This window comes from Hymenobacter sp. YIM 151858-1 (genome assembly GCF_025979705.1).
Taxonomy (GTDB): domain Bacteria; phylum Bacteroidota; class Bacteroidia; order Cytophagales; family Hymenobacteraceae; genus Solirubrum.
The window spans coordinates 1,282,923-1,306,600 of the sequence record NZ_CP110136.1 but is presented as its reverse complement, the minus strand read 5'-3'; the positions used below and the strand labels follow the sequence as shown (position 1 = coordinate 1,306,600).

General features: G+C 60.6%; 26 protein-coding genes. 12 read left to right on the top strand and 14 right to left on the bottom strand.

Annotated features, from left to right (window positions below):
* Positions 1 to 108: 108 nt before the first annotated feature.
* On the top strand, positions 109 to 483 hold the full coding sequence (locus OIS50_RS05835) for a hypothetical protein (RefSeq protein ID WP_264693382.1): 375 nt from the start codon (positions 109 to 111) through the stop codon (positions 481 to 483).
* Positions 484 to 573: 90 nt separating this feature from the next.
* A complete protein-coding gene (locus tag OIS50_RS05830; RefSeq protein ID WP_264693381.1) occupies positions 574 to 942 on the top strand; it encodes a hypothetical protein in 369 nt (122 codons plus the stop codon).
* Positions 943 to 1,012: 70 nt separating this feature from the next.
* On the opposite strand, the gene OIS50_RS05825 is transcribed toward OIS50_RS05830, so the two are convergent.
* Complete coding sequence (locus OIS50_RS05825; RefSeq protein ID WP_264693380.1) at positions 1,013 to 2,305, bottom strand: citrate synthase; 1,293 nt, start codon at positions 2,303 to 2,305, stop codon at positions 1,013 to 1,015.
* A 322-nt stretch (positions 2,306 to 2,627) separates the two neighbouring features.
* Here OIS50_RS05825 and OIS50_RS05820 point away from each other — a divergent pair, with 322 nt between their 5' ends.
* A complete protein-coding gene (locus OIS50_RS05820; RefSeq protein WP_264693379.1) occupies positions 2,628 to 3,524 on the top strand; it encodes an aldo/keto reductase in 897 nt (298 codons plus the stop codon).
* Positions 3,525 to 3,543: 19 nt separating this feature from the next.
* On the opposite strand, the gene mnmE is transcribed toward OIS50_RS05820, so the two are convergent.
* The 4 genes from mnmE to OIS50_RS05800 all read right to left on the bottom strand — a co-directional run bounded on the left by mnmE (position 3,544) and on the right by OIS50_RS05800 (position 8,167).
* Positions 3,544 to 4,926: a tRNA uridine-5-carboxymethylaminomethyl(34) synthesis GTPase MnmE gene (gene mnmE, locus OIS50_RS05815; protein WP_264693378.1), complete on the bottom strand. Its 1,383-nt coding sequence runs from the start codon at positions 4,924 to 4,926 to the stop codon at positions 3,544 to 3,546.
* Positions 4,927 to 5,038: 112 nt separating this feature from the next.
* Positions 5,039 to 5,698, bottom strand: coding sequence for a metal-dependent transcriptional regulator (locus OIS50_RS05810; protein ID WP_264693377.1), 660 nt, complete (start codon positions 5,696 to 5,698; stop codon positions 5,039 to 5,041).
* A 169-nt stretch (positions 5,699 to 5,867) separates the two neighbouring features.
* Positions 5,868 to 6,878 (bottom strand): 3-oxoacyl-ACP synthase III family protein, encoded by a 1,011-nt coding sequence (locus OIS50_RS05805; RefSeq protein WP_264693376.1) that lies wholly within the window; start codon positions 6,876 to 6,878, stop codon positions 5,868 to 5,870.
* Positions 6,879 to 6,955: 77 nt separating this feature from the next.
* Positions 6,956 to 8,167, bottom strand: coding sequence for a glycosyltransferase (locus tag OIS50_RS05800; protein ID WP_264693375.1), 1,212 nt, complete (start codon positions 8,165 to 8,167; stop codon positions 6,956 to 6,958).
* Between the two features lie 70 nt (positions 8,168 to 8,237).
* On the opposite strand from OIS50_RS05800, the gene OIS50_RS05795 reads away from it, so the two are divergent.
* On the top strand, positions 8,238 to 9,056 hold the full coding sequence (locus tag OIS50_RS05795; protein WP_264693374.1) for a 2,3,4,5-tetrahydropyridine-2,6-dicarboxylate N-succinyltransferase: 819 nt from the start codon (positions 8,238 to 8,240) through the stop codon (positions 9,054 to 9,056).
* A gap of 67 nt (positions 9,057 to 9,123) precedes the next feature.
* On the opposite strand, the gene OIS50_RS05790 is transcribed toward OIS50_RS05795, so the two are convergent.
* The 3 genes from OIS50_RS05790 to OIS50_RS05780 all read right to left on the bottom strand — a co-directional run bounded on the left by OIS50_RS05790 (position 9,124) and on the right by OIS50_RS05780 (position 11,936).
* Positions 9,124 to 10,047 (bottom strand): isoaspartyl peptidase/L-asparaginase family protein, encoded by a 924-nt coding sequence (locus OIS50_RS05790; RefSeq protein ID WP_264693373.1) that lies wholly within the window; start codon positions 10,045 to 10,047, stop codon positions 9,124 to 9,126.
* Between the two features lie 188 nt (positions 10,048 to 10,235).
* Entirely contained in the window at positions 10,236 to 10,778 is a 543-nt protein-coding gene (gene msrA, locus OIS50_RS05785; protein ID WP_264693372.1) for a peptide-methionine (S)-S-oxide reductase MsrA, read from the bottom strand.
* Between the two features lie 267 nt (positions 10,779 to 11,045).
* Positions 11,046 to 11,936, bottom strand: a complete 891-nt coding sequence (locus OIS50_RS05780; RefSeq protein WP_264693371.1) for a 3-hydroxybutyryl-CoA dehydrogenase — start codon at positions 11,934 to 11,936, stop codon at positions 11,046 to 11,048.
* 345 nt (positions 11,937 to 12,281) lie between these two features.
* Between OIS50_RS05780 and OIS50_RS05775 the strand changes: the two genes are divergently transcribed.
* Positions 12,282 to 12,446 carry a lmo0937 family membrane protein gene (locus OIS50_RS05775; protein ID WP_264693370.1) on the top strand — a complete coding sequence of 55 codons (165 nt, stop codon included), beginning with the start codon at positions 12,282 to 12,284 and terminating at the stop codon, positions 12,444 to 12,446.
* Between the two features lie 89 nt (positions 12,447 to 12,535).
* Here the strand turns inward: OIS50_RS05775 and OIS50_RS05770 are convergent, their stop codons facing one another.
* The gene (locus OIS50_RS05770) at positions 12,536 to 13,510 is read right to left on the bottom strand and encodes a hypothetical protein (RefSeq protein ID WP_264693369.1); all 975 of its coding nucleotides are present in this window, start codon (positions 13,508 to 13,510) and stop codon (positions 12,536 to 12,538) included.
* 80 nt (positions 13,511 to 13,590) lie between these two features.
* A complete protein-coding gene (locus OIS50_RS05765) occupies positions 13,591 to 15,216 on the bottom strand; it encodes an ABC-F family ATP-binding cassette domain-containing protein (RefSeq protein WP_264693368.1) in 1,626 nt (541 codons plus the stop codon).
* Between the two features lie 309 nt (positions 15,217 to 15,525).
* Here OIS50_RS05765 and OIS50_RS05760 point away from each other — a divergent pair, with 309 nt between their 5' ends.
* Both OIS50_RS05760 and OIS50_RS05755 read left to right on the top strand, forming a co-directional pair.
* A complete protein-coding gene (locus OIS50_RS05760; protein WP_264693367.1) occupies positions 15,526 to 15,996 on the top strand; it encodes a DUF4199 domain-containing protein in 471 nt (156 codons plus the stop codon).
* A gap of 239 nt (positions 15,997 to 16,235) precedes the next feature.
* On the top strand, positions 16,236 to 16,637 hold the full coding sequence (locus OIS50_RS05755; protein WP_264693366.1) for a hypothetical protein: 402 nt from the start codon (positions 16,236 to 16,238) through the stop codon (positions 16,635 to 16,637).
* A gap of 83 nt (positions 16,638 to 16,720) precedes the next feature.
* Here OIS50_RS05755 and OIS50_RS05750 read toward each other — a convergent pair whose 3' ends face one another.
* Positions 16,721 to 17,119 (bottom strand): hypothetical protein, encoded by a 399-nt coding sequence (locus OIS50_RS05750; RefSeq protein WP_264693365.1) that lies wholly within the window; start codon positions 17,117 to 17,119, stop codon positions 16,721 to 16,723.
* Positions 17,120 to 17,226: 107 nt separating this feature from the next.
* Here OIS50_RS05750 and OIS50_RS05745 point away from each other — a divergent pair, with 107 nt between their 5' ends.
* Positions 17,227 to 18,012, top strand: coding sequence for a murein L,D-transpeptidase catalytic domain family protein (locus tag OIS50_RS05745; protein ID WP_264693364.1), 786 nt, complete (start codon positions 17,227 to 17,229; stop codon positions 18,010 to 18,012).
* A 79-nt stretch (positions 18,013 to 18,091) separates the two neighbouring features.
* Here OIS50_RS05745 and OIS50_RS05740 read toward each other — a convergent pair whose 3' ends face one another.
* Positions 18,092 to 18,283 carry a hypothetical protein gene (locus OIS50_RS05740; protein ID WP_264693363.1) on the bottom strand — a complete coding sequence of 64 codons (192 nt, stop codon included), beginning with the start codon at positions 18,281 to 18,283 and terminating at the stop codon, positions 18,092 to 18,094.
* A 173-nt stretch (positions 18,284 to 18,456) separates the two neighbouring features.
* On the opposite strand from OIS50_RS05740, the gene OIS50_RS05735 reads away from it, so the two are divergent.
* Together OIS50_RS05735 and OIS50_RS05730 are read left to right on the top strand one after the other, a co-directional pair.
* The gene (locus tag OIS50_RS05735) at positions 18,457 to 19,269 is read left to right on the top strand and encodes a M48 family metalloprotease (protein WP_264693362.1); all 813 of its coding nucleotides are present in this window, start codon (positions 18,457 to 18,459) and stop codon (positions 19,267 to 19,269) included.
* A gap of 102 nt (positions 19,270 to 19,371) precedes the next feature.
* A complete protein-coding gene (locus OIS50_RS05730) occupies positions 19,372 to 20,286 on the top strand; it encodes a diacylglycerol/lipid kinase family protein (protein WP_264693361.1) in 915 nt (304 codons plus the stop codon).
* On the opposite strand, the gene OIS50_RS05725 is transcribed toward OIS50_RS05730, so the two are convergent.
* Together OIS50_RS05725 and OIS50_RS05720 are read right to left on the bottom strand one after the other, a co-directional pair.
* Positions 20,237 to 21,487, bottom strand: a complete 1,251-nt coding sequence (locus OIS50_RS05725; RefSeq protein ID WP_264693360.1) for a metallophosphoesterase — start codon at positions 21,485 to 21,487, stop codon at positions 20,237 to 20,239. The genes OIS50_RS05730 and OIS50_RS05725 overlap by 50 nt on opposite strands.
* Positions 21,488 to 21,612: 125 nt before the next feature.
* Positions 21,613 to 22,251, bottom strand: coding sequence for an LON peptidase substrate-binding domain-containing protein (locus tag OIS50_RS05720; RefSeq protein ID WP_264693359.1), 639 nt, complete (start codon positions 22,249 to 22,251; stop codon positions 21,613 to 21,615).
* A gap of 120 nt (positions 22,252 to 22,371) precedes the next feature.
* Between OIS50_RS05720 and mtgA the strand changes: the two genes are divergently transcribed.
* Both mtgA and OIS50_RS05710 read left to right on the top strand, forming a co-directional pair.
* A complete protein-coding gene (gene mtgA, locus OIS50_RS05715; RefSeq protein ID WP_264693358.1) occupies positions 22,372 to 23,121 on the top strand; it encodes a monofunctional biosynthetic peptidoglycan transglycosylase in 750 nt (249 codons plus the stop codon).
* A gap of 6 nt (positions 23,122 to 23,127) precedes the next feature.
* Positions 23,128 to 23,595: a YybH family protein gene (locus tag OIS50_RS05710; RefSeq protein WP_264693357.1), complete on the top strand. Its 468-nt coding sequence runs from the start codon at positions 23,128 to 23,130 to the stop codon at positions 23,593 to 23,595.
* Positions 23,596 to 23,678 lie beyond the last annotated feature (83 nt).

Below are 23,678 nucleotides of genomic sequence, written 5' to 3'. Positions count from 1 at the left end.
TAAGGGCTGCTTTTGACCTCCGAATTTTCAAATCAACTCCACTTAGATGCACACACGCTACACACACTTCTCTTTAAACAGTCACCAAACCCCCTTCACCAACTCCACATGAAAAAGCTTCTTCTACTCGCGGGTCTGGCATTCGGGATTCATATGGCCGTACGGGCCTCTGATCCGGAGCACGAAACCCCCAATGGCCTGAATTCGCGTGCTACGGCACTTACGCGGGTAATGGCCGGGAAAATTCGGCTCGACGAAGGCCAGTACGTTAAGCTGAAACAGCTGAACCTGCGCATGCTCGCCACCATGGACGACCTGAAGGAACGCTTCGCGGCCGACCCCGAAATCCGGGATGCCCGCATGGCCGAAGCCCAGGTGAGCTACAACATGGAGCTGGCTCTTATGCTACGCCCGGCACAGCTCACGGCCATGCAAAAAAGCCAGGAGAGCATGACCGCCCTAGGTTCAATCAGCCAACAGTAACCCAGGCAGGAGGGCTCCGCCACGCTCACAGGCGGAGCCACCTTCCGAATTCTCTTTCAGATTTTTCTCACCCACATCAACTCCACCGTTATGAAAAAGCTACTCTACCTGCTCGCTTTTGCTCTGCCGCTGTGCTTTGCCCAGGTGGCCGCCGCCTCCGACGATAACTCGCTGCAGGGCCGGGCTACCAAGCTCACGCGCCAGCTGGCCGAGAAAGTGCCGCTGAACGAAGCCCAGTTTGTAAAGGTGCGTCGCCTCAACCTCGATATGCTTGCGGCTACGCTAAGCCTCAAAGACAAATTTGCCAACGACCCCGCCCAGCTCGACGTTGCCCTGGCTGAGCTGCAGGATCGTTACGAGTGGGACATGGCCTCCATTTTGTGGCCGCGCCAAATGGTTGCCTACCGCCAAACCAAGGCGAACATGACGGCAATGGATAACTCGTCGTCGAGCCGCTAATACCAACCGGCCGAAACGCAAAAACGCCAGCCTGGTAGGGCTGGCGTTTCTGTTTTGGGGCTTGCAGTACTTAGCCGCGCTGGTTCAGCGGGGTGTAGTTGCGCTCTTTCTCGCCCACGTAAATCTGACGCGGACGGCCAATCGGCTCTTTGTTCTCGCGCATTTCTTTCCACTGGGCAATCCAGCCGGGGAGGCGGCCCAGGGCAAACATCACCGTGAACATCTCCGTCGGGATGCCGATGGCTTTGTAGATGATGCCCGAGTAGAAGTCCACGTTCGGGTAGAGCTTGCGCTTGATGAAGTACTCATCGGTAAGGGCGGCTTGCTCCAGCTCCTTGGCAATCTTCAGCAGCGGGCTGTCTTCCAGACCTAGGGCGGCCAGCACTTCGTCGGCTGCTTTCTTGATGATGGTAGCGCGCGGATCGAAGTTCTTGTACACGCGGTGACCGAAGCCCATCAGGCGGAAGGAGTCGTTCGGGTCTTTGGCTTTGTCAACCCACTTCTGGGTGTTGCCGCCGTCCTGCTGAATGGCTTCCAGCATTTCGATAACCTCCTGGTTGGCGCCGCCGTGCAGCGGGCCCCACAGTGCGCAGATACCAGCCGAAACCGACGAGTACAGCGAAGCGTTGGCCGAGCCTACCATGCGCACCGTCGAGGTCGAGCAGTTTTGCTCGTGGTCGGCGTGCAGGATGAGCAGTTTATTGAGGGCGTTCGTTACCACCGGGTTGACTTCGTAGTCTTCCGTCGGGAAAGCGAACATCATGTGCAGGAAGTTCGACACGTAGTCGAGCTTGTTCTTGGGGTAGTTTACCGGGTGGCCCACCGAGTTTTTGTACGACCACGCCGCCAGCGTCGAGATTTTAGCAATCAGACGCTTGATGTTCAGGTTTACCTCGTCCTGGCTCTGGTTCGGGTCGAGCGACTCGGGGTAGAAAGCGGTAAGGGCCGAAACCAGCGACGAAAGCACGCCCATGGGGTGTGCGCCCGAGGGGAAGCCGTCGAAAATCTTGCGTACGTCCTCGTGCACGAGGGTGTGGCGCATGATCTGGCTGTTGAAGTCGTTGAGTTCCTGCTCGCTCGGCAACTTGCCGTAGATCAGCAGGTACGCCACTTCCATGAACGTAGACTGCTCAGCCAACTGCTCGATGGGGTAGCCGCGGTAGCGCAGGATGCCCTCTTCGCCGTCGAGGAAAGTGATTGCGCTTTTGGTAGCGCCGGTGTTCTTGTAGCCCGAGTCCAGCGTGACGTAGCCCGACTGGTCGCGGAGCTTGTTGATGTCAATAGCTTTTTCGTTCTCGGAGCCTTCCACGACCGGCAGCTGATAGGTTTGGCCGTCGAGGATGATTTCAGCAGTTTCTGCCATTACAAACAGATTAGTGGACAGGAGTGGGTGCGTACAAAGGCGAAGTACGCAATTAGGCTGTTGTCGTACAACCCAAAGATGCAATTGCACCCGGGCATGTGTAGTACAAATAAAGCTGCCGGGTTGTTTCCTGTTGAGAGCCAGCCAGAACCTAGGCCGGAATGGTAGCTGCATTAAAAAATATTTAAGCCGAAATACGCTGCCGAACTTCGCCCCGCAACAGCCAAAAGCGGGCCCGTTGCCCTGTTCCCGGCCCAAAGGTCTCGGTCCGGCATGGGGGCGGTGCAATTGCTTGTTGCATTATCCGATCAGTAGCACGCACATGAAATACAACCACCTAGGAAAATCTAAGCTGGAGGTAAGCGAAATTGGCTTTGGGTGCATGTCGCTCGGGCCGGATATGGCCGAAAGCGGCCGGTTGCTGCGGCTTGCTTTCGAGCAGGGCATCAACTATTTCGACACGGCCGATTTGTACGACCGCGGCCAAAACGAAACCGCTGTTGGCAGGGGCCTGCGAGGCGTGCGGCAGCAGGTGGTAATTGCCTCCAAAGTGGGTAACCAATGGCGGCCCGATGGCAGCGGCTGGGACTGGAACCCGCGCAAAGCCTATATCCTAGAAGCCGCCGAGCAAAGCCTGCGCCGCCTCCAAACCGATTACCTCGACCTCTACCAACTACACGGCGGCACCCTCGATGACCCGATTGACGAGGTTATCGAAGCGTTTGAGCTGCTGCAGCAGCAGGGCAAAATCAGGTACTACGGCATTTCTTCCATCCGGCCCAACGTAATCCGCGCTTACGCCGCGCGCTCCCAGGCCGTGAGCGTGATGATGCAGTACAGCCTGCTCGACCGCCGCCCCGAGGAAACGTGCCTGCCACTACTGGAGCAACACCAAATAAGCGTGCTGGCGCGCGGCAGCTATGCTCAGGGCCTGTTGTTAGGCAAAGCAGCTAAATCGTACCTAGGGCATTCGGCCGAGCAGGTGGCCCGGGCCGCCGGGGCAGTACGAAACGTGGCGGGCACCCGAAACACTGCCGCCGGTGTGGCCGCGCGCTTTGTGCTGCATCCGCCAGCCGTTGCGTCGGCGGTAATCGGCATCCGTACCGCGGCGCACCTGCGCGAGGCCCTGGCGGCCAGCCAGGCCCCGGCGCTTACGGCTGAGGAGCTGGAAACCCTGCGCCAAGCCGTGCCCGCGCTGCCCTACGAGCAGCACCGCTAGCCAAACCCAGCGCCACTGGTTATTTGCCGATGCAGAAGCGCGTGAAGATGCTGCCCAGCAGATCGTCGGTGCTGATGTCGCCGGTAATTTCGCCCAGGGCACCTAGGGCGCGGCGCAGGTCGGAGGCCACCAGCTCGGTACCCAGCCCATGCTGCAAACCCGACTGCACGGCACCTAGGGCCTCCAACGCAACTTCGAGGGAGCGGGCGTGGCGCAAATTGGTAACAATGGTAGCGGCTCCGGCATCGAGGCCTTCGCGGCGCACGGTAGCCAGCAGGCGCTGGCGGAGCGCCTCGAGGCCGTGGTGGCTGGCCGCCGACAGGAGCAGCATTTCGGGGTAGGCCGCTTGCATGGCAGCTACGGCGGTGGCGGGTGCTTCGTCGAGCTTGTTGCCCACAAGCAGCAGGTGCGCGCCGGCGGGCAAGGGCAAAGCAGCCACGTCGGCGGCTACCTCGGCCGGAGTGGCAGTGGCCAAATCGAACAGGTAAAGCACCACGGCGGCTTGCTGCACGCGCTGGCGGGTGCGCTCCACGCCCATGGCCTCCACGGTGTCGGTGGTTTCGCGTAGGCCGGCCGTATCCACAAACCGAAACTTGATGCCTTCGAGGCTTACTTCGTCCTCGATAAAGTCGCGCGTGGTGCCGGGTATGGCCGATACAATGGCGCGTTCCTCGTTTAGCAAAGCGTTGAGCAGCGTGCTTTTACCGGCATTCGGCCGGCCGGCAATTACCGTGGTTACGCCGTTTTTAATCACGTTGCCCAGCTCAAACGAGCGCAGCAGTCGCTGCACCAGGGTTTGCACCTCCGTCAGCAGGCGCTGCAGGCCGGTGCGGTCGGCAAACTCCACGTCTTCTTCGCCGAAATCCAGCTCCAGCTCCAGCAAGGCAGCAAAATCGATGAGGCGCTGGCGCAAATCCTTCAGCTCGCGCGAAAAGCCACCGCGCATTTGGTTGAGGGCTACGCGGTGCTGCAAGGCCGAGTCGGCCGCAATCAGGTCGGCTACGGCTTCGGCCTGGGCCAGGTCGAGGGCGCCGTGCAGAAAGGCCCGCTTGGTAAACTCGCCCGGCTCGGCCAGGCGGGCCCCGCGGCGCACCAGCAAGGCCAGCAGCTCGCGCACGATGTAGTCGGAGCCGTGGGTGCTGATTTCGATTACGTCTTCGCGGGTGTAGGAGTGCGGCCCCCGGAACAGGCTCACCACCACCTCATCGAGCAGCCGTTCGGCATCCCGAATGGTACCGTAGTGCAGCGTGTGCCCCGGCTGCTCGGTGAGCCGCTTGCCCCGAAAAACCTCGTCGGTGATGCCGATGGCAGCGGGGCCGGAGAGGCGAATTACGGCAATTGCGCCAGCACCGGGAGGCGTGGATAGCGCAACAATGGTGTCGGAAAGGGCAGGTGGCAGCATGGGGAATGAGGTAAAAGGTGATACGTAACACGCGACAGGTTTAAGGAATGCGGTTACAGGAAACCGTGCAGATCAATCGACCTGTCACGTGTCACCTGTTACCCGTCACCCATCAGAACGTGACGAACAGGTTGCGGCTTACCTCGGCCGAAATCTGAGTTTTTGGAGCTTGGTTAATGCTTATTTCTAGTGAGTTGTCGAATGATATTTTATCCATCACTTGAATATCGCACCCCAGCCCTAGGCCCACTTTGTTGAGGTATTGCAGGAAGGGCTGAGTGGTGTTTTTCACGGCTACCAGCAACCCCCGCTGGCCTGGCTGCAGCTCCGAGAGCAGCAAGTGCTCGGGGCGGTGCATCTCGCCGTCTTCGCGCGGAATGGGGTCGCCGTGCGGGTCAACCTGCGGAAAGCCCAGAAACTGATCGAGGCGGCGCACCAGCAGCGGCGAGCTGATGTGCTCCATTTCTTCGGCTACCTCGTGCACTTCGTCCCAGGCAAAACCCAGCTTCTGTACCAAAAATACCTCCCACAATCGGTGCTTACGAATGGTGAGCAAAGCCAGCCGCCGGCCCTCGGGCGTGAGCAGTACCCCGCGGTAGCGCTGGTAGCTCAGCAAGCCTTTCTCACCTAGGCGGCGCAGCATATCGGTAACCGAGGCCGGGCGGGTATGCAGCACTTCGGCAATGCGGTTGGTGCTGACTTCGGCACCGGGCTCGGCTTCGGAAAGCTTGTAGATGGCCTTCAGGTAGTTTTCCTCGGTGTGACTAGGCAAGGCGGTGGGAATTCTGAATGCTGAATTATGAATTCTGAATGGGAGCTGGCTGAACTCGGGTGCAAAGGTCCCAAAAAAAAGCGAGGCTGGCGAATCACGCCAGCCTCGCTCGGAGAAGTCACCCGATGGAGAATTCAGAATTCTTAATTCAGCATTCAGAATTTCTAGACTACCACTTGATGAGCGCCGAAGCCCAGGTGAAGCCCGAGCCGAAGGCGGCCAGGCACACCAGGTCGCCGCGCTTGATGCGGCCGGCTTGCAGGGCTTCGCTCAGGGCCAGCGGTACCGAGGCGGCGGTGGTGTTGCCATAACGCTGAATGTTGCTGTACACCTTGTCTTCGCCGAGGCCCATTTTCTGGCCCACGTACTGCGTAATGCGCAGGTTGGCCTGGTGCGGAATCAGCTGGTCGATATCCGACGGCTGGTAGCCGTTGGCGTTCAGCGCCTCCATGATAACCTCCGGGAAACGGGTAACAGCGTGCTTGAACACGGTGTTGCCGTTCATGTAGGGGTACATGGTTTCGGGGTTGTCGAGCACCACTTGCACGCGGTTATCCTTATTCGAGCCGGGCTCCACGGTAATCAGCTCCTCGGCAAACTCGCCCTGCGCGTGCAGGTGCGTGCTCAGGATGCCGTGGCCCTCGCGGGTGCTGGGGCGCAGCACGGCCGCGCCGGCACCATCGCCGAAAATAACCGATACGCCGCGGCCGCGGGTGCTCTTGTCGAGGCCCGAGGAGTGGATTTCGGAGCCGACTACCAGCACCGTATCGTACATGCCGGTTTTGATGAACTGATCGGCAACCGACAGGGCGTAGATAAAGCCCGAGCACTGGTTGCGCACGTCGATGGCCGGAATGTTTTCCTTGATGCCGAGCTCGCGCTGCAGCAGCACACCCGAGCCGGGAAACACGTAATCGGGCGAGAGCGTGGCGAATACAATCAGCTGCACGTCTTCGGGCGAGAGGCCGGCTTGCTCCAGGGCCATACGCGAGGCATTGGCACCCATGTTGGCGGTGGTGTCTTCGCCTTCGTTAAACCAGCGGCGCTGTTGGATTCCGGTGCGTTCCTGAATCCACGCGTCGGTGGTTTCCATCATTTGTTCGAGGTCGGCGTTGGTGACCACGCGGGAGGGCACGTAGTGGCCTACGCCGGCAATTTCAGAGCTACGGAGTTGGGGCATGATGATGGGGTGTGGTATGAGGTCGGGGCGGGAAAAACGGGCAAAAAAGGCGTCAAAGATAACAACTAGTGTTGCGCTTACAACGCAGCGCCTAGGTGGCTAGTTGCCGCCCGCGGAGGTGGCAGAGCGGCAGCTACGGCGGCAAGCAGGCGCGGGGCCTCGGTTTGCCACAGGGCATCGGCAACGGGGCCGGCGGGGTAGTATTTTTTATCGATCAGCTTGTTGGCCAGCTGCTCGAGTTGTGCGGCGGGCAGCGTCTCACCAAAATCCACCACGTGCCCCGCCGAATACCGCCCGATTTCGATGGTCCACAGCGGGTTGGGCGGTATCAGTACGGGCAGGCAGTTGGCCATGTACTCGTAGAGCTTGGTGGGGATGCAGCGCCACGAGCTGGGGTGCGGCCGGTAGGGCAGCAGCCCTAGGTGGTGCCGGCCAATGGCGGCCACAACGGCCTCGTGCGGTACCGGTTCGGCGCCGCCGATCAGCGTAAGCCAGGGGCTGTTGTCGGAGGCCAGCTGCTGCAGCCGCTGCAATTCGTGGGGTTGCTGGCAGTAACCAATTACGGTGAGCTGCAGCTTGGGCCAAACACCGCGGAGCTGCTCGGCAAACCGGATGGCATCGAAAACGCCGGTAAGCGTGGAGAGCGTGCCCGAAAACAGCAGACGTAACGGCTGCTCCCTAGGTGGCAAACATACGGGCCACGCCCTGGGGCCTGGCCGAACGCTGCTGGGCGGAGCTATGTACTTGTTTTCGAGCACTACGGTGCGCTGCGGGGGCAAGTAGCCAAGCTCCGCGGCGTAGCTGCGCTCGGCTAGCAACACCCCGGCGGCACGGCGGGCAGCGGCTTTTTCGATGAAGGTGACGCCCGCGGCCAGCAGGCGTTTCAGCCACCCGCGGTATACCTGCTGCGTGCTGATGTTGAGCGCGTAATTCTCGCGCACGTCGTACATAAACCTGCGCCCCGAGCCCAGCAGTTGCCAAAGCAAGGTGGCCGGTAGCACCTCGGGGGCGTGCACTATTACCAGGCCCGGGCGCAGGTGCCGCAGCAGCTGCCAGTAGCGCCACTGAGCTGCGAGCCGACCTAGGGAAAGGCGGTGGCCGCTGAAAACAGGGTGGAGGCCAATGCCCTGCTGTGCCGTTACCGAGTTGCCGGCGCGGCCCGCAATGTGCACCTCGTACCCCGCCGCGGCCAGGGTGCGCCCGAACTTCTCGCACATGCGCGTATCGTCCACGGGCTTGAGCACCGAGGCCAATAATACGACAGGAGTGGGGCGCGAAGGGGGATGCACAAGGTCAAACCTACTACTTTCGCGCGGCCGCATAAAACCTGCGGCCGCTTAACTCTCCTTCGGACTCATCATGACCGACATTCAAGCTCTCATCGAAGCGGCCTGGACCGACCGCGCCCGCCTGCAGGACAGCGCCACGCAAGAGGCCATCCGCAACGTAATCGACCACCTCGACCGCGGCCTGCTGCGCGTAGCCGAGCCCAAAGAAGACGGCACCTGGCAGGTAAACGACTGGGTGAAAAAGGCCGTTATCCTGTACTTCCCGCTGCAGCAAATGAAAACCGAGGAAGTAGGCATTTTCGAGTTTCACGACAAGATGAAGCTCAAGACCAACTACGCCCAGCAGCAAGTGCGCGTGGTGCCGCCGGCCGTGGCCCGCTACGGGGCGTTCCTGGCGCCCGGCGTCATCATGATGCCCTCGTACGTGAACATCGGCGCCTACGTGGGCGAAGGCACCATGGTGGATACCTGGGCTACCGTGGGCTCGTGCGCGCAAGTGGGCAAGCACGTGCACCTGTCGGGCGGGGTGGGCCTGGGCGGCGTGCTCGAGCCGGTGCAGGCTGCCCCGGTAATTGTTGAAGACGGTGCTTTCATCGGTTCGCGCTGCATTCTGGTCGAAGGCTGCCACATCGGCAAAGAAGCCGTAATCGGCGCCGGCGTTACCATCACGGGCAGCACCCGCATTATCGATGTAAGCACGCCCGAGGGCAAGGAGTACCGCGGCTACGTGCCGCCGCGCTCGGTAGTGATTCCGGGCTCGTTGCCGAAGCAGTTCCCGGCCGGCGAGTTCCAGGTGCCTTGCGCCCTCATCATCGGCCAGCGCAAGCCCAGCACCGACCTCAAAACCTCGCTCAACGACGCCCTGCGCGAGCACAACGTAGCGGTGTAACGAAAGCAGCCCAGATGCAAAAAGCCCGGCCTAAGTGGCCGGGCTTTTTTGTTGGCTAAGGAGGGGGTTACTTGAAGTGGTTTTCCAGTTCCTCCTTCCAGATGGCAATAAAGGGGTCTTTGTCGTCGGCTTGGTAGGCGCACCGAAACACGTTGGTGTTCGATTCGATAGCAATGTTGCCCTCGGGGTCGAGGGCGATGATGCCCCGGTCGCCGATGAGCTTGTCGGCGTACATTTCCACGGCCGCCTGCGCGGCTTTGGTAATGGTCATCTTCTTGTACTTGCGCAGCGCGTACACCTCGTGCGCCACGCCCGCCAGCATAATGATTTCGCCGTCGCCGGTTGAGGAAACCGCGCACACCTCGTTGTTGGCGTAAGCGCCTCCGCCAAAGATGCAGCTGTCGCCCACGCGGCCGCGCAGCTTGCCCTCGATGCCGCCGGTAGAGGTGGCCGTGGCCAGGTTGCCGTGCATGTCGAGGGCTACGGCCCCCACGGTGTCTTTTTTGTTCGCGTGCTCTACATCGGCCTCCTGCAGAGTATCCATCCACTCTTGCCGTTGCTCGTCGGTCTTAAAGTAGTTGGGGTCCTGCAACGTAAGGCCCTGCGACAAAGCAAATTCCTGGGCGCCTTCGGCGGTCAGAAACGAGTGCTTGCACTTCTCCATCACGGTGCGGGCCAGGCTTATGGGGTTCCGCACCAGCTTCAGGCCACTTACGGCCCCGCCACGTAGGGTGGCTCCATCCATAATCGAGGCTTCGGTTTCAACCTCCCCGTTGATGTTGAACATGCCGCCGCGGCCCGCATTGAAGAGGCGGTTATCCTCCATGCTCTTTACGGCTGCCTCAACGGCATCGAGCGCGTGCCCGCCGCGTTCCAGAATCTCATACCCAGCCATCAGCGCTGCTTTCAGGCCTTTCTTCAGCTGCTCTTCTTTTTCGGGCGGGATGGTAGCCGGATCGGTGTTTACGGCCCCGCCATGGATAATAAGCACGCATTTGCCCATGCTCGGTAAATATTAAAGGGTTTTAGTGAGTAGCGGTGTGGGTGCAATGCGGCCACGGTTGTTACGGAAGGCCGTGGGCAGGGTTAGGGCCCAGTACCACCTAGGGCACCGGGGTAGCGGCAAGGGCATAAAAAAAGCCCGGCACCGGGCCGGGCTTGGTAATACTGTTGAGAAGCCTAGCGTTTGGCTTCGGCCTTGAGCTTATCGCCAAACACCTGACGTACTTTATCCACCTTGGGCTTCACCACAAACTGGCAGTAAGGCTGCTGCATGTTCTGGTTATAGTAGTCCTGGTGGTAGTTTTCGGCAGCGTAGAAGGTAGGCGCGGCCGAAATTTCCGTCACGGCGGGCTTGCCGAAAGCGTTGGCGTCGTTCAGCTTCTTCTTGTAGCCTTCGGCCAGGCGCTTCTGCTCGTCGTTGTGGTAAAAAACTACCGAGCGGTACTGGGTACCCACATCGTTGCCCTGGCGGTTGAGGGTGGTGGGGTCGTGCGTCTTCCAGAAGATTTCGAGCAGCTCGTCGTAGGTGATTTTGCTGGGGTCGAAGGTAAGCTGCACCACCTCGGCGTGGCCGGTGAGGCCCGAGCACACCTCCTTGTAAGTAGGGTTGGCTATGCGGCCGCCGGCGTAGCCCGACACCACTTTTTCGACACCATCCAGATCCTGAAATACGGCTTCGACGCACCAGAAGCAGCCGGCGCCAAACGTTGCGAGTTCCATTCGTTTCGCTGATTTTGAAGTAGGTTTTGCTTGCCCAAATGCGCTTAGGGCCAGGCCAAGCAGCAGGGGCAGCACAAGCAGGTAGCGTTGCATACGTACATAAGCCGAAATTCGGCCCGAAAGTTTAATGCGCATCGGATGGGTTATCATTCGGCCTACCTACGGTGTGCGCGGGTGCCCGGCTTTAGCTCCGCACAAAAAAAGCGGACCAAAGCCGAAGCCCTGGTCCGCCACAAGCAGCACATATATATGAGTACCGCCCGGCCGTTACTTGGCGAAGCGCGGGGCCACCACCAGCTCCTTGGAGCCCGCGGTGTAGGTATAAAAGCCTTCGCCCGACTTCACACCCAGACGGCCGGCCATTACCATGTTCACCAGCAGCGGGCAGGGAGCGTACTTGGGGTTGCCCAGGCCTTCGTGCAGCACCCGCAGAATGGCCAGGCACACATCTAGCCCGATAAAGTCGGCGAGCTGCAGCGGGCCCATGGGGTGCGCCATGCCCAGCTTCATCACGGTGTCGATTTCCTCCACCCCGGCCACGCCCTCAAACAGCGAGTAGATGGCCTCGTTGATCATGGGCATCAGAATGCGGTTGGCCACAAAACCAGGGTAGTCGTTTACCTCGGTGGGCACTTTCTGCAGCTGGCGCGAAAGCTCCATGATTTGCTCGGTCACGGCGTCGGAGGTGGCATAGCCGCGAATAACCTCGACGAGCTTCATTACCGGCACCGGGTTCATGAAGTGCATGCCAATCACCTTGTCGGGGCGCTTGGTAGCAGCGGCAATTTTGGTGATGCTGATGGAGCTGGTGTTCGAGGCCAGAATGCAGTCGGCGGGGGTCAGCTCATCGAGCTGGCGGAACAGGTCCAGCTTAATGGTCACGTTCTCGGTAGCGGCTTCAACCACTAGGCCCGCCTCGCGCACGCCTTCGGCCAGCGAGGTGCTGGGCCGCAGCCGACCTAGGGTAGCCGTTTTGTCGTCTTCCGTCAGCGAGCCTTTGGTCACCTGGCGGTCGAGGTTTTTGGTGATGGTGAGCACGGCCTTATCGAGGGCGGCCTGGTTGATATCGATCAGGGTAACCGGAAAACCATACTGGGCAAATACGTGGGCAATGCCATTGCCCATGGTGCCCGAGCCAATTACGGCAACGTTCAGCATGTGGTGGGAGGTGGGGAAAAATGAGCGTGAGAAAACGCGGCACAGCCGCTGCGCACGGGCAAAGCTAACCTAAACCATTGGGCTGCCAAAGTTGCCTTTGGTGCGTTTGCTGCCCGATAACAGCCGCCAACAGCAGGCGGGCCGGAAAGTTTTCGTGCACGTTATCAATTATATACATAGGTGTATGGCTATATTTTTTATTATTTTTTGCTTGTGCTTATATCCTTTTGCATGAGGCCGCGTAAAAACCCCCAGAACGCCTCGCCGGCCACGCATCAAACAGGCTGTAACCGGGGCGGCGACCCTTCGTTCTCTTCCACACCATTCACCAAAACTTCCCCCACCATGGGTAACCTACTGTATATCATCGCTGTGGTCCTGATCATTATCTGGGCCCTTGGTTTTCTCGGTTTCGACAGCTTCGGTCTGGGCAACATCATCCACATTCTGCTGGTAATTGCCATCATCGCCATCATCCTGCGCCTCATACGCGGCGGGCGGGTTGTATAACCTCCGCCGCACTACCTGAGTCTGAAAAACCGAAAAGGCTGCTCCCGTTTGGGAGCAGCCTTTTTTTGTGCGCGGCACCTAGGGCCGTTTTACTTGCCCAGGTCGAAAAGGAAGCTGAAGCGGATAACGGGCTGGCCGTAGATGTTCGCGTTCAGCCCATCGTTGAAGTTGTAGAGCACCGCAATGTCGCCGGCGGCCCGGTCGCCGAACTGTTGGCGGTAGCCAACGCCGGCCAGGGGCGTTTTCACGGTGGTTTCTACCTTATCTACATACACCGTATTGCCCACCACGTAGTCGCCGATCAGCTCGGCACGGGTAACCTCGTACTCGGCGTGCACAAAAAACTGCTTGTACACGATGATCTGACCGAAGATTTTGCCGCCGATGTTGTGGCCCGAAATGTTGCGTGGGCTGCCAGGAGTGGCAAACTGCCGCGGAATAGAGTAGTTGTTGAACGAGTACACGATGCCCGGCCCGATGGCGATGCGCGGCGTAATGCGGTAGCCGATGGCCGGCGAGGCCCCGATGTTGAAGACAGTGCCACCCAAGGAGTTGGAGTTCAGGCCCAGGCTGAAGTTGGTGTACAGGAAGTACTTGCTCGGCTCACGCTTCTGCTCGAGCGTAGCGCCGGGGGCCACGCCATCGGTAGGCAGCGTTTGGGCAGGGCGGCCATCGTCGTCGATGCCAACGCGCGGCGATACCGGCGCAGGCTGTGGCGCCGGAGTACCAGGCAGCGGCTGGGCAGGGCGGCCGTCGTCGTCGACGGTACCGCTGCGCGGGTTAGTGGGCTGCGCGGGGCTGCCGGGCAATGGCTGTGCGGGCCGGTTGTCGTCGTCGATGGTGTTGGAGCGCTTCGCTGGGGTAGCCGGCTGTTGGGGCTGCTGCGGCATGGGCGCAGGCTGCGTGGTACGCGCGGGCTGCTGCGGGCGGGGCGGGGCCATGGGTGGCCCGGTGGGCAACTGCGGCTTCACGTAGGTGCTATCGGTGCGTTGGGCAAGGGCCTCGGTCCGGGGGGCCAACAGCCCGGCGGCACCTAGGGCCGCCGCCAGCAGAAAACGCTTCATAGGAGAAGAGTAGTGGAAGAACTAATTGCGTGAAGAAACAAAAAGGCCGCGGATCGTTGCATCCGCGGCCTTCGCAAACGTTAGGCGCCTACCGTTTGGTACATGCGTTGGCGTTGGGCCTTGATGTTCTCATCGGCCAGGTATTCCTCGTACGACATCCGCTTGTCAATGATTCCATCGGGTGTCAATTCGATGATGCGGTTAGCAATGGTGTCAATGAACTGCAAGTCGTGCGAGGCGAAGAGCATAGAGCCCGCAAAGTCGCGCAGCGAGTTGTTCAGGGCCGTAATGCTTTCGAGGTCGAGGTGGTTCGTGGGGTCGTCGAGCACCAGCACGTTGCCGCTTTCCATCATCATCTTGGAAAGCATGCAGCGCACCTTCTCACCGCCGCTCAGCACGTTCGACTTCTTCTGCGACTCTTCGCCCGAAAACAGCATGCGGCCCAGGAAGCCCCGGATAAACGACTCGTCTTTCTCGGTGGAGTACTGGCGCAGCCAGTCCACGAGGTTCAGGTCGGTGTTGAAGAACTCCGTGTTTTCCTTCGGGAAGTACGAGGGCGTGATGGTGGTGCCCCACTTGAAGGTACCGCTGCCGGCCTTCACCTGCTCAAACAGGATGTCGAACAGGAGCGAGGCGGCGCGGTCGTCGCGACCTACGATGGCCACCTTGTCCTTCTTGTCGAGCGTGAACGACACGTCGCGGAAAATAACCTGCCCGTCAACCGAGGCGCTCAGGTTCTCAACCGAGAGCAGCTGGTTGCCGGCCTCGCGCTCCGATTTGAAAGCGATGTACGGGTACTTGCGCGACGAGGGCTTGATTTCCTCCAGCGTGAGCTTTTGCAGCAGCTTCTGGCGCGAGGTAGCCTGCTTGGATTTGGAAGCGTTGGCCGAGAAGCGGCGCACGAACTCTTCCAGTTCCTTGCGCTTGTCCTCGGTTTTCTTGTTTACCTCCTGGCGCTGGCGCAAAGCCAGCTGCGACGACTCGTACCAGAACGAGTAGTTGCCGGGGTACATGGTAATCTTCGAGAAGTCGAGGTCGGCCATGTAGTTACACACCGCATCCAGGAAGTGGCGGTCGTGGCTTACTACGATTACTGTGTTCTGGAAACCGTCGAGGAAGTTCTCAAGCCACAGTACCGTTTCGGCGTCGAGGCCGTTGGTCGGTTCGTCGAGCAGCAGCACATCGGGGTTGCCGAACAGCGCTTGCGCCAGCAGCACACGCACCTTATCGGAGGTCCCTAGGTCGCCCATCAGGGTGTAGTGCTTGTCTTCGCCAATGCCCAGGCCCGAGAGCAGTTCGGCTGCCTCGTATTCGGCATTCCAGCCCTCCAGGTCGGCAAACTCGCCCTCCAGCTGCGCGGCCCGCTCGCCGTCGGCGTCGGAGAAATCGGCCTTGGCGTACAGGGCGTCTTTTTCTTCCATCACCTTCCAGAGGCGCTGGTGGCCCATAATAACCGTCTGCAGCACGGCGTGCTGGTCGTAGGCAAACTGGTCCTGCTTCAGTACCGACAGGCGGGCGCCGTTGGGCATGTCCACCGAGCCGGTGTTCGGCTCAATCTCGCCCGATAATATCTTCAGAAAGGTTGACTTGCCCGCCCCGTTGGCCCCAATAAGGCCATACACGTTGCCGGGCATGAACTTGATGGTGACGTCTTCGAATAACACGCGCTTACCATAGCGCAGGCTGACGTTGGTAGTACTGATCATGCTGATGGGTTAGCAGAGTTGGGAGGGGCGAACCGGCGCCTAAAAATCGCGCAAAGGTAGCTAAAAATTAGCCGCTTCTGCTGGTTCGGGCTGATACTAAACACCTAGGGCTGGCTAAAAAATCCCCAAACAGAAAACTTCATAATCAGCCATTTGCACGAAAAAATCAGTTGAAAAAGTCGACAGTACCATAACCGCGGGCTGGCATTAGCAGTATTATGAAGCAAAGCACTTAACGGAACCTAGTGCGGTGAGTACCACTCCGCTAGGGAAAGTTTCCCGTTTCCAACAACCAAAACTACCTGCCTTATGGCTGACGCCCTTCTCTCTCCCGAACGCAACGCAATCCGCTATGGCATCTTTTCGGCCATTGGTATGAGCCTGTATCTGGTAATTGCTTCGCTATTTGGCTTTGCCTCCAACATGAGTTACAGCTGGCTCAACCAGCTGGTGCTGGTAGTCGGCATTTGCATGTCGATTGCTCATTTCAAGCGCGCGCGCCACGACCGCATGCCCTACCTGCAGGGTTTCGGCACCGGCATCATGACGGGTATCGTGGGCTCGGTGCTGTTTGCTTTGTTCTTCGTTATCTACGTGGCGGTGTTTCCGAATCTGATGGAGCAATTGCGCGAGGAACAGCTCTTCGGCTTCGATTTGTCGGTAACCATTGCATTCCTGGCCATTGTGCTGCAAGGCTCCTGGGGAGGCATGATTATCTCGTTGATTGCCATGCAATACTTCAAAAGCCCCGACCACAAGCCCCTTCAGCACGTAGAATAGCTGATAACTAACCCTTCATGACACTAAAAGCCCGGCCTGCCAGCCGGGCTTTTTGCTTGCCACCAGGGAGGCAATCCAGCTCGTCATTTTTCTACTTTTTCAGGAACAATGAATTCTAGAAAAAATGTTATTGAGGAGAGTTGGTTTAAAACTTAACAAATATATATTTGGATTAAACATAGCAACTTCTGAATGGCTGCTACGTTTGAAGGCCAAATACCTCCTGTTGCTCCTCCACCATGAAAACAATCTACCTCATTGCACTGCTGTGCGTGTGCGCCACCGTGGCCCATGCGCAGATGCGCGACCCGCAGCCCGAGGCGCCTAGCCACAACCCGGTGTTGGTTGAGGCGGATAACCTTACGCGGCATATGTCGGAACGCCTGCGCCTGACCGAGGCCCAGGTGGTAAAGCTTCGCGGCATCAACCAGATTAAAATGGCCCGTATCGACGAGATACAGTGGCAGTACCACAACGATGTGAATGCCCGCAAAGCCAAGCTGCTTGAGCTGGAAGCGCAATACGAGCAAGAATGCCAGCGCATTCTGACTCCGTCGCAAATCAGCCTGATGCGCGAAGAGCAGCAGCAACGCGATGCGTTGCCTGCCGATGCTTTGCCCACTGAAAACGGCCTAGGCTAAACTGGAAATAACGTCGACCAAAAAAAGCGGACCGCCCAATTAGGCGGTCCGCTTTTTTTAATAGGCAACCATAAGATGTGTTGCTACGGCACCATCGGGGCCGGGGCGCTGGGCAGCACCTCGATTACGGTACCCAACGAGCCAAAACGCACCACCAGGCGGCGGCTTTTGGGGGCTGTGCTGCCGGGTGCGCACTGCCCGCCGGGCTCGAGATAATAGTAGTACACGCGCTGAACCTGCTCCTGCAGTTCTTCTTCGTCGGGGCGACCCAGCAACTCCGATACGGCCCCGATGTGCTTGCCGTACAGGGCATCGCGCTGCTCATACAAGGTTTTGAAAAGCGCCCGGCGCTGGCCTTTGCACCCGCGGGCATCCTGTTGCCAGGCCGCGGCATCGAAGCCCGACAGGGCAGGGGCTGATTGCCCGCAGCCAGCCAGCAGCAGCGCACACGAAACGGATAGGAGCAGACGTTGTAACTTCATGGGAACCAGCTTGCCGTATCACTAGTTGAGAGGCATTGCTTAGGACAAAACTAGTATTTTTGCTTTCAACGCGTCAGCCACCTTCTTTCGTCGTTTCTCTCCGCCTTATGAAGTTTACCCGCTACGCCGCCCTGGGGCTGCTGTGCGCCCTGAGCAGCTTGCCGCTTCGGGTTAAGGCTGCGCCGCCTGCCCGGCCGCATGGTACCACGCAGGCTGCCTACATGGCCGCCTTCGAACAGCACCTCGTCCGGACGTACGCCGGTGCCAGGCTGGCCCAAACGGGCCTGAACGTGCAGGTGCTGCGCAACGCCATGATTGGCTATTACAGCCTGAAAAACCGCGGCCTGGCCAAGCGGGGCGTGCTCACGGTTATCGACTTCAGCCGCTCGAGCCGCCAAAACCGCCTGTGGGTAATCGATTTGCAGCGCACCCGCCTGCTGTACCACACGCTGGTGGCGCACGGCAAAAACACCGGTGCCGACGTGGCCCGCACCTTCTCGAACCGCCCCGGCTCGGAGATGAGCAGCCTCGGCTTTTACCTTACCGGCGAAACCTACTACGGCAAGCACGGCCTTTCGCTCAAGCTCCGTGGCCTCGACCCGAAATACAACTCCAACGCCGCCGAGCGGGCCGTGGTGGTGCACGGCGCCGATTACGTACGCCCGGAGTTTATCCGGCAGCACGGGCGCCTAGGTCGGAGCCAGGGTTGCCCGGCCCTGCCACCCCAGCTAAGCGGCGACATTATCAAGACCATTAAAAACGGCTCGGTGCTGTACGTGCAGGGGCCGGCCTCGGTGCCGTACGCCTCCAACTGGCTGAACATGGCCGATGCGCTACCGGCTTTTGCCCGCACCCAAGGCATTTCGCCGATGGTGGGCCAGGCCGGGCAGTAGCTTCGCCGCCAACAACCAAAAGCGCCCTGCTTCCGGAAGGAGGCAGGGCGCTTTGCATTAGGCTATTTGCCCGAGGCGGTTAGGCCGGTCGGTCGCCGGTGGCGCGTACCAGGCTAATGCCGGAAAAGAAGAAAATGAGGCCGACGCCCAGCGGCACCAGCGAATTGATTTTGCTAAGGGCTACCATGCCCAGCAGGCCCAGGGCACCGTAAATGATGGCCGCGATGCCGAGCAGCGTCAGCAAAGAGCCAAAGGTTCGTTTCTGATTCATGGTTCGGGGGAGTTAGTGCTTACCAGCGCCGGCCGGCGGCCAGCGCGTTTCAGCCTGATACGCAAGCACTGCGGTTTTGGCTGCGTTGCCGCTGCATAACCCTGTTGGGCGGCGTTCGTTAGAATGTGCGGCGAAGTTTCCGCGCCGTTGTTTTACTTCCACGAACCCACACCATGAGAGGCGGACTCCGATACATAATAGCCCTGCTTGTCGCAGGTTTTTCGTTTATCACCTATTACTGCAAGCGGCAAACCAACCCCGTAACGGGCGAGGTGCAGCACGTGAACATGACCACGGAGCAGGAAATTGCCCTAGGGCTGCAGGCGGCGCCGCAAATGGCGCAGCAATATGGCGGCCTGCACCCCGACGAGCAGGCCCAAGCCGCCATCGACCGCATCGGGGCCGCGCTGGTGCAGGCGTCGGGGGCGGCGCAGTCGCCCTACAAGTTCAACTTTCACTTGCTGGCCGACGAAAACACCATCAACGCGTTTGCGCTGCCGGGCGGGCAAATTTTCCTTACGGCTGGGTTGCTGCGCAACCTGAAATCGGAAGGGCAGGTGGCCGGCGTGCTGGCCCACGAGGTAGGCCACGTAATTGGCCGGCACTCGGCCGAGCAACTGGCCAAGCAGCAGCTCACGCAGGGCCTGGCCGGGGCCGCTGGCATTGCCGCCTACGACCCCGACCGGCCGGGCAGCTCCATTGCCAACGCTGCGGTGGCCGCGGCCATTGCCAAAGTGGTGTCGTTGCGTTTTGGCCGCGAAGACGAGCTGGAATCGGATCGGCTGGCGGTGAAGTACACGGCCGAGGCCGGCTACGACCCCCGCGCCATGATTCAGGTGATGCAGGTGCTGGAGCAGGCGGGCGGGGGCGGCCGCGGGCCCGAGTTTTTGAGCACGCACCCCAACCCCGGCAACCGCGTGGGCGTGCTGGAGCGCGAAATTGCTGAGCAGTTTCCGAGCGGCATACCGGCAGGGCTCAAACCCTAGGTGCTGTTTGTAATTGTAGCATGAAGAAGGCCGGGGCGTAAGCTTCGGCCTTTTTTTGGGCAAACACGTTTTACGTTTACTGCCGCTTCTATTCTCCTCCCCATGAACCCATCCACGCCCGCATTGCGGCGGCTTTTGTTTGTGATGAACCCGATTTCGGGCGACATCGACAAGGCCGAGCTAACCGATTTGATTCACGAGGTATGCGCCAGCCGGGGCCGCACCGCCGAGCTGTTCAACACCACCGGCGAAAACGACCTCGAAAAGCTGCGGGAACTGATAGCCAGCCAAAACTACGATGCGGTGTTTGCCGCCGGCGGCGACGGCACCGTGAACCTGGTGGCCCAGGCCATGGTGGCCAACGACATCCCGATGGGCATTCTGCCGCTTGGCTCGGGCAACGGGCTTTCCAAAGACCTAGGCATTCCGCAAGACCCCGAGCAGGCTTTGCAGCTGATTTGGGAGCACCACGTGAAACCCCTCGACACGCTGGAGGTGGGTGGCCAATTCAGCACGCACCTCGCCGACCTAGGGTTTAACGCCCTGATTGTGGAGCGTTTTTCGGCGGGCGATACGCGAGGGCCCGGCGCTTACGTGCGGGTGGCGTTGCAGGAGTACATTGGCTACGCCCCCGAGCATTACCGCATCGTAACCGATCAGGAAACCTGGGAGGGCAAAGCCTTTATGCTCACCATTGCCAATGCCCGCACCTTCGGCAGCAACGTGGTCATCAACCCCGATAGCCGCATGGACGATGGGCGCTTTGAGCTGTGCGTAATCGAGCCGTTTCCGGCCACAGCCGCGCCCGGCATTTTGTACCGCCTTTACACCAACGATTTCGACGACTCGGAGTACACGCGCCGCCTGCGCTGCCGCCACGCCAGCATTGAGGTGCCGGGGCAGGCCCAGGCCCTGGTGCAGATTGATGGCGAGCCGCTGCAGTTGCCCCTGCCCATTCGTATCGAGATTAAGCCGCGGAGCCTGCAGGTGCTGGTTCCGCCGCCTGCTGCTGCGTAAAGCCGCTGGCAAACGCCCAGCGGAAAACGGTAGGAGCCGGGGTGCCCTCGGCATCGGTGGGCTCCCAGGTATCGAGCCACAGTTGGCCGTCGGCGTAGTAATCGAGCGAGAAAAAGCCTTTGTGCTCGTGCACGAAGGTGGCTTTGCCGCCCGCCTCCACGTAGGCCGTTTTGCTGCCCGAGCCACTGACGAGGTAATGCACGCCGCGCCGCAGAAAATACTGCAGGTTGTGGTCGTGGCCGGCTACGTACACCACCCCCGGGTACTGCCGCAGTACCTGCAGCAGGCGCCGCCGCATACGGCGGTAGCGGGGGTGGGCCATATCCTCGGCGGCGCCCAGCACGCGCCGGTAAGCCGGGAACAACGAGCCCACCACCGGCAGCGGTACATAGGCCTTTTTGTGGGCGGCCGTAAGCGGAAATACGTGCTGCTTAACCGTGAATTTGCCGCCGTGCATGGCGTTGGAATACAAAGGATGGTGGCCCGCCACCACCACGCGCCAGCCGCGGTACTGCTCGAGCAAGGCGCGCAGCTGCACAAAGGGCTGGCGGGCATCGGAGGCGCTGCAGCCCTGGCCCTGGCCCAACGGGCGCGGGCCGGTTTGCACCCACCACTGGGTATTCAGTACTATCAGCACCAGGCCCTCGGCTAAGGGCAAGGCCACCGGCCCGGGGCAGCCGTTGGCCGGCAGGTAGTAGGCCGAAGGCAGGTGTTGCTGCACGTACTTTTCTTGTTCGAGCAGGTAGGCGTAGCCATCGGGGCGGCCTTTGTTCCAGTCGTGGTTGCCGCTGAGGAACACCACCTGGCTTGGGAATTCCCGAAGCAGATCGAGCTGCACGTTGAGGCGATGCTCGGCAGCGGCCCGGCGCGGGTTGCCCATCGGCGGAATGCCCGTGGGGTACACGTTGTCGCCGAGGAGTACTACCGTGCCAGTGGGGCCAGCCTCCTGCAGCCAACGTTTCAGCAGATTCAGCACCGGGTCGCGGCCATCGGTGCTTACGGCGCCTAGGTCGCCTACCAGGCACAGGCGGTGGGCAGGAGCCGCGGCCGGGGGGGCTTGGGCCGCCCAGGTGCGGGCAGCCGGCGCTACGTACGGGCGCCGCCGGTGCCGGCGCTCCTGCCAGAACCGGTAGAGCAGCCAAAGGCCAAGCAGGCCCACGGCCAGCAACGCAAAGAAGTAGGGCGAGAAAAGGTGTGGCAAGGTGCGAAGCGTAAACGCGTCGGTATACGGCAAATACGGCTTGGCGGCGGCAACAGGCCTTTGTGCTCCCTAGGTGCGGGGCCGGCCATTGGCGCATGGCAGGCGGTACGGTGCCACGGGGTGCGCTAAAATTTCGGCGGCATCAGGTGCTTGAAATGCCCGTTTTGGCGCACGCGCTCCTTCAGCTTTTCCGACTCCTGCAGCACCGGCAACACGCGTTCGAGGTGCTCCAGCACGATTTCCTGGCGTTCGGTTTCGCTTAGCGAGGCCAGCAGCTGGTACTCCTGCTCGGTGTTCAGCCCTAGGTGGTGGGCCACATCAAAGGTGGTGTAGGCCGGGTCGAGGTCGATGAACAGCTTCTGCAGCCCCAAAATGTTGTAAAGCTGCTCGATAAGCCCCGTGATGCGCTGCCGGAGCACCGGGTCGGCCGTGGGCTCATCGCGCAGCTCCTCCACGTACGCGGCGGCATACAGCTTGCCGGGCGCCTGCTTCAGCACCTCCTGCACCCGAAAGCGCCCGGTGCCCAGGGTTCGGATATCCGACTCGCCCGAGGGGTAGCTGCGCTCCAGCTTCACGAGCCGCATTTCGGTGCCGATGATTTGCAGGCTGTCGTCGAGGAAGGGCGGGATGCCGAAGGTGATGTTTTGGGCTACGCAGTCGGCCACCAGCTGCCGGTAGCGCGGCTCGAAGATGTGCAGGTTCAGCTTTTCGCCGGGGTACACCACCAGGTTGAGCGGGAAAATGGGCAGCAAACGGAGTGACATAGCAGGTGTGGCTTTCGCTAGGCATAAGGTACAATGCCCAGGCTTGGGTTGGATGGGTTCGGTGTTAATTTCGCCGCCATGTGGCCGGCTTGTTGTCGGGCCAAACAAACCAACAGGCCTATGGCAGAGTTTGCGGAGCAGCTACGGCTGGCGCGGCGGGTGGCATTGCAAGTGCTGGCCTCCATGTTTTTGGTATCGGTGGTGTGGGTGCTGTTGTACCGCTGGATTTCGCCGCCGGCTACCTGGCTGATGCTGGAACGCCGCAGCCACCGCCCCGTGGCCACCTACGGCGGCCTGCTGCCCGAAGGCGCCTCGCGCAAAATCCACTACCGGTTCGTGACGCTCGACGAAGTGTCGCCGCAACTGCCGCTGGCGCTGGTAGCGGCCGAGGATCAGCGCTTTCTGATGCACCACGGCTTCGATGCCGATGCCATTATCAAAGCCGCCAAACACAACTTCGGCGAAAAGGGCGGGGGCATTCGGGGCGGCAGCACCATCTCGCAGCAAGTAGCCAAAAACGTGTTTTTGTGGCAGGGCCGCAGCTACGTACGCAAAGCCGCCGAGGCCTACTTTACGGTGCTGATTGAGCTGCTCTGGAGCAAGCGCCGCATTTTGGAAGTGTACCTGAACATTGCCGAAATGGGCGACTGCGTGTTCGGGGCCGAGGCCGCCGCGCAAAAGCACTTCGGGCGCGCAGCCAAAAACCTCACGCCCTCGCAGGCGGCCATGCTGGCGGCGGTGCTGCCCAACCCGCTTAAGTTTCGGGCCGATAACCCCGGGCCGCAAGCCCGCGCCAAGCAGCGCCGCGTGCTGCGCAACATGCGCCGGCTGGGCGGCACGCGATTTATTGCCAACATTCTGAAGAACTAACTACCCATGCGTACCCTCACGAAGTTGGCCCTGGGTGCCGTGTGCGCCGCGTGGCTGCAGGCCTGCTCGGTGGCAGGCCCCGGCACGCCCACAGCCCAGCGCTTCGCCCCCGAAGCGGAGCAGATCAAGACCTTGCTGACCACCCAAAGCGCCGCCTGGAACCGCGGCGACCTAACGGCGTTTATGCAAGGCTACTGGCAAAACGATTCGTTGCTGTTCATCGGCAAAAACGGCCCCACGCGGGGCTGGCAGCGCACCCTCGATAACTACCGCCGCAGCTACCCCGATGCTGCCGCAATGGGCCAGCTAACGTTTTCGCAGCTGCGGGTGCAGCCCATCAGCCCCGATGCGGCCCATGTGGTAGGCCGCTGGCAGCTGGCCCGGCCCGCCGCCGGCGACGTCGGCGGCTGGTTCACCTTGCTTTTCCGCAAGCTCGATGGCAAGTGGGTAATCGTGGCCGATCATTCGAGCTAGTGGGGTTGCTGGTTGCCAGTTTGCTTAGCGTGAGCTGAGGGTTATCAGTGAAAACGAAGCGCCCGTTGCCAATTGGCAACGGG

Excerpts from the sequence above, each read along its gene's own strand:
- OIS50_RS05835 (WP_264693382.1), top strand. The coding sequence starts at position 109 with ATGAAAAAGCTTCTTCTACTCGCGGGTCTGGCATTCGGGATTCATATG.
- OIS50_RS05830 (WP_264693381.1), top strand. The coding sequence starts at position 574 with ATGAAAAAGCTACTCTACCTGCTCGCTTTTGCTCTGCCGCTGTGCTTT.
- OIS50_RS05825 (WP_264693380.1), bottom strand. The coding sequence starts at position 2,305 with ATGGCAGAAACTGCTGAAATCATCCTCGACGGCCAAACCTATCAGCTG.
- OIS50_RS05820 (WP_264693379.1), top strand. The coding sequence starts at position 2,628 with ATGAAATACAACCACCTAGGAAAATCTAAGCTGGAGGTAAGCGAAATT.
- mnmE (WP_264693378.1), bottom strand. The coding sequence starts at position 4,926 with ATGCTGCCACCTGCCCTTTCCGACACCATTGTTGCGCTATCCACGCCT.
- OIS50_RS05805 (WP_264693376.1), bottom strand. The coding sequence starts at position 6,878 with ATGCCCCAACTCCGTAGCTCTGAAATTGCCGGCGTAGGCCACTACGTG.
- OIS50_RS05795 (WP_264693374.1), top strand. The coding sequence starts at position 8,238 with ATGACCGACATTCAAGCTCTCATCGAAGCGGCCTGGACCGACCGCGCC.
- msrA (WP_264693372.1), bottom strand. The coding sequence starts at position 10,778 with ATGGAACTCGCAACGTTTGGCGCCGGCTGCTTCTGGTGCGTCGAAGCC.
- OIS50_RS05780 (WP_264693371.1), bottom strand. The coding sequence starts at position 11,936 with ATGCTGAACGTTGCCGTAATTGGCTCGGGCACCATGGGCAATGGCATT.
- OIS50_RS05775 (WP_264693370.1), top strand. The coding sequence starts at position 12,282 with ATGGGTAACCTACTGTATATCATCGCTGTGGTCCTGATCATTATCTGG.
- OIS50_RS05770 (WP_264693369.1), bottom strand. The coding sequence starts at position 13,510 with ATGAAGCGTTTTCTGCTGGCGGCGGCCCTAGGTGCCGCCGGGCTGTTG.
- OIS50_RS05765 (WP_264693368.1), bottom strand. The coding sequence starts at position 15,216 with ATGATCAGTACTACCAACGTCAGCCTGCGCTATGGTAAGCGCGTGTTA.
- OIS50_RS05760 (WP_264693367.1), top strand. The coding sequence starts at position 15,526 with ATGGCTGACGCCCTTCTCTCTCCCGAACGCAACGCAATCCGCTATGGC.
- OIS50_RS05755 (WP_264693366.1), top strand. The coding sequence starts at position 16,236 with ATGAAAACAATCTACCTCATTGCACTGCTGTGCGTGTGCGCCACCGTG.
- OIS50_RS05750 (WP_264693365.1), bottom strand. The coding sequence starts at position 17,119 with ATGAAGTTACAACGTCTGCTCCTATCCGTTTCGTGTGCGCTGCTGCTG.
- OIS50_RS05745 (WP_264693364.1), top strand. The coding sequence starts at position 17,227 with ATGAAGTTTACCCGCTACGCCGCCCTGGGGCTGCTGTGCGCCCTGAGC.
- OIS50_RS05740 (WP_264693363.1), bottom strand. The coding sequence starts at position 18,283 with ATGAATCAGAAACGAACCTTTGGCTCTTTGCTGACGCTGCTCGGCATC.
- OIS50_RS05735 (WP_264693362.1), top strand. The coding sequence starts at position 18,457 with ATGAGAGGCGGACTCCGATACATAATAGCCCTGCTTGTCGCAGGTTTT.
- OIS50_RS05730 (WP_264693361.1), top strand. The coding sequence starts at position 19,372 with ATGAACCCATCCACGCCCGCATTGCGGCGGCTTTTGTTTGTGATGAAC.
- OIS50_RS05720 (WP_264693359.1), bottom strand. The coding sequence starts at position 22,251 with ATGTCACTCCGTTTGCTGCCCATTTTCCCGCTCAACCTGGTGGTGTAC.
- mtgA (WP_264693358.1), top strand. The coding sequence starts at position 22,372 with ATGGCAGAGTTTGCGGAGCAGCTACGGCTGGCGCGGCGGGTGGCATTG.
- OIS50_RS05710 (WP_264693357.1), top strand. The coding sequence starts at position 23,128 with ATGCGTACCCTCACGAAGTTGGCCCTGGGTGCCGTGTGCGCCGCGTGG.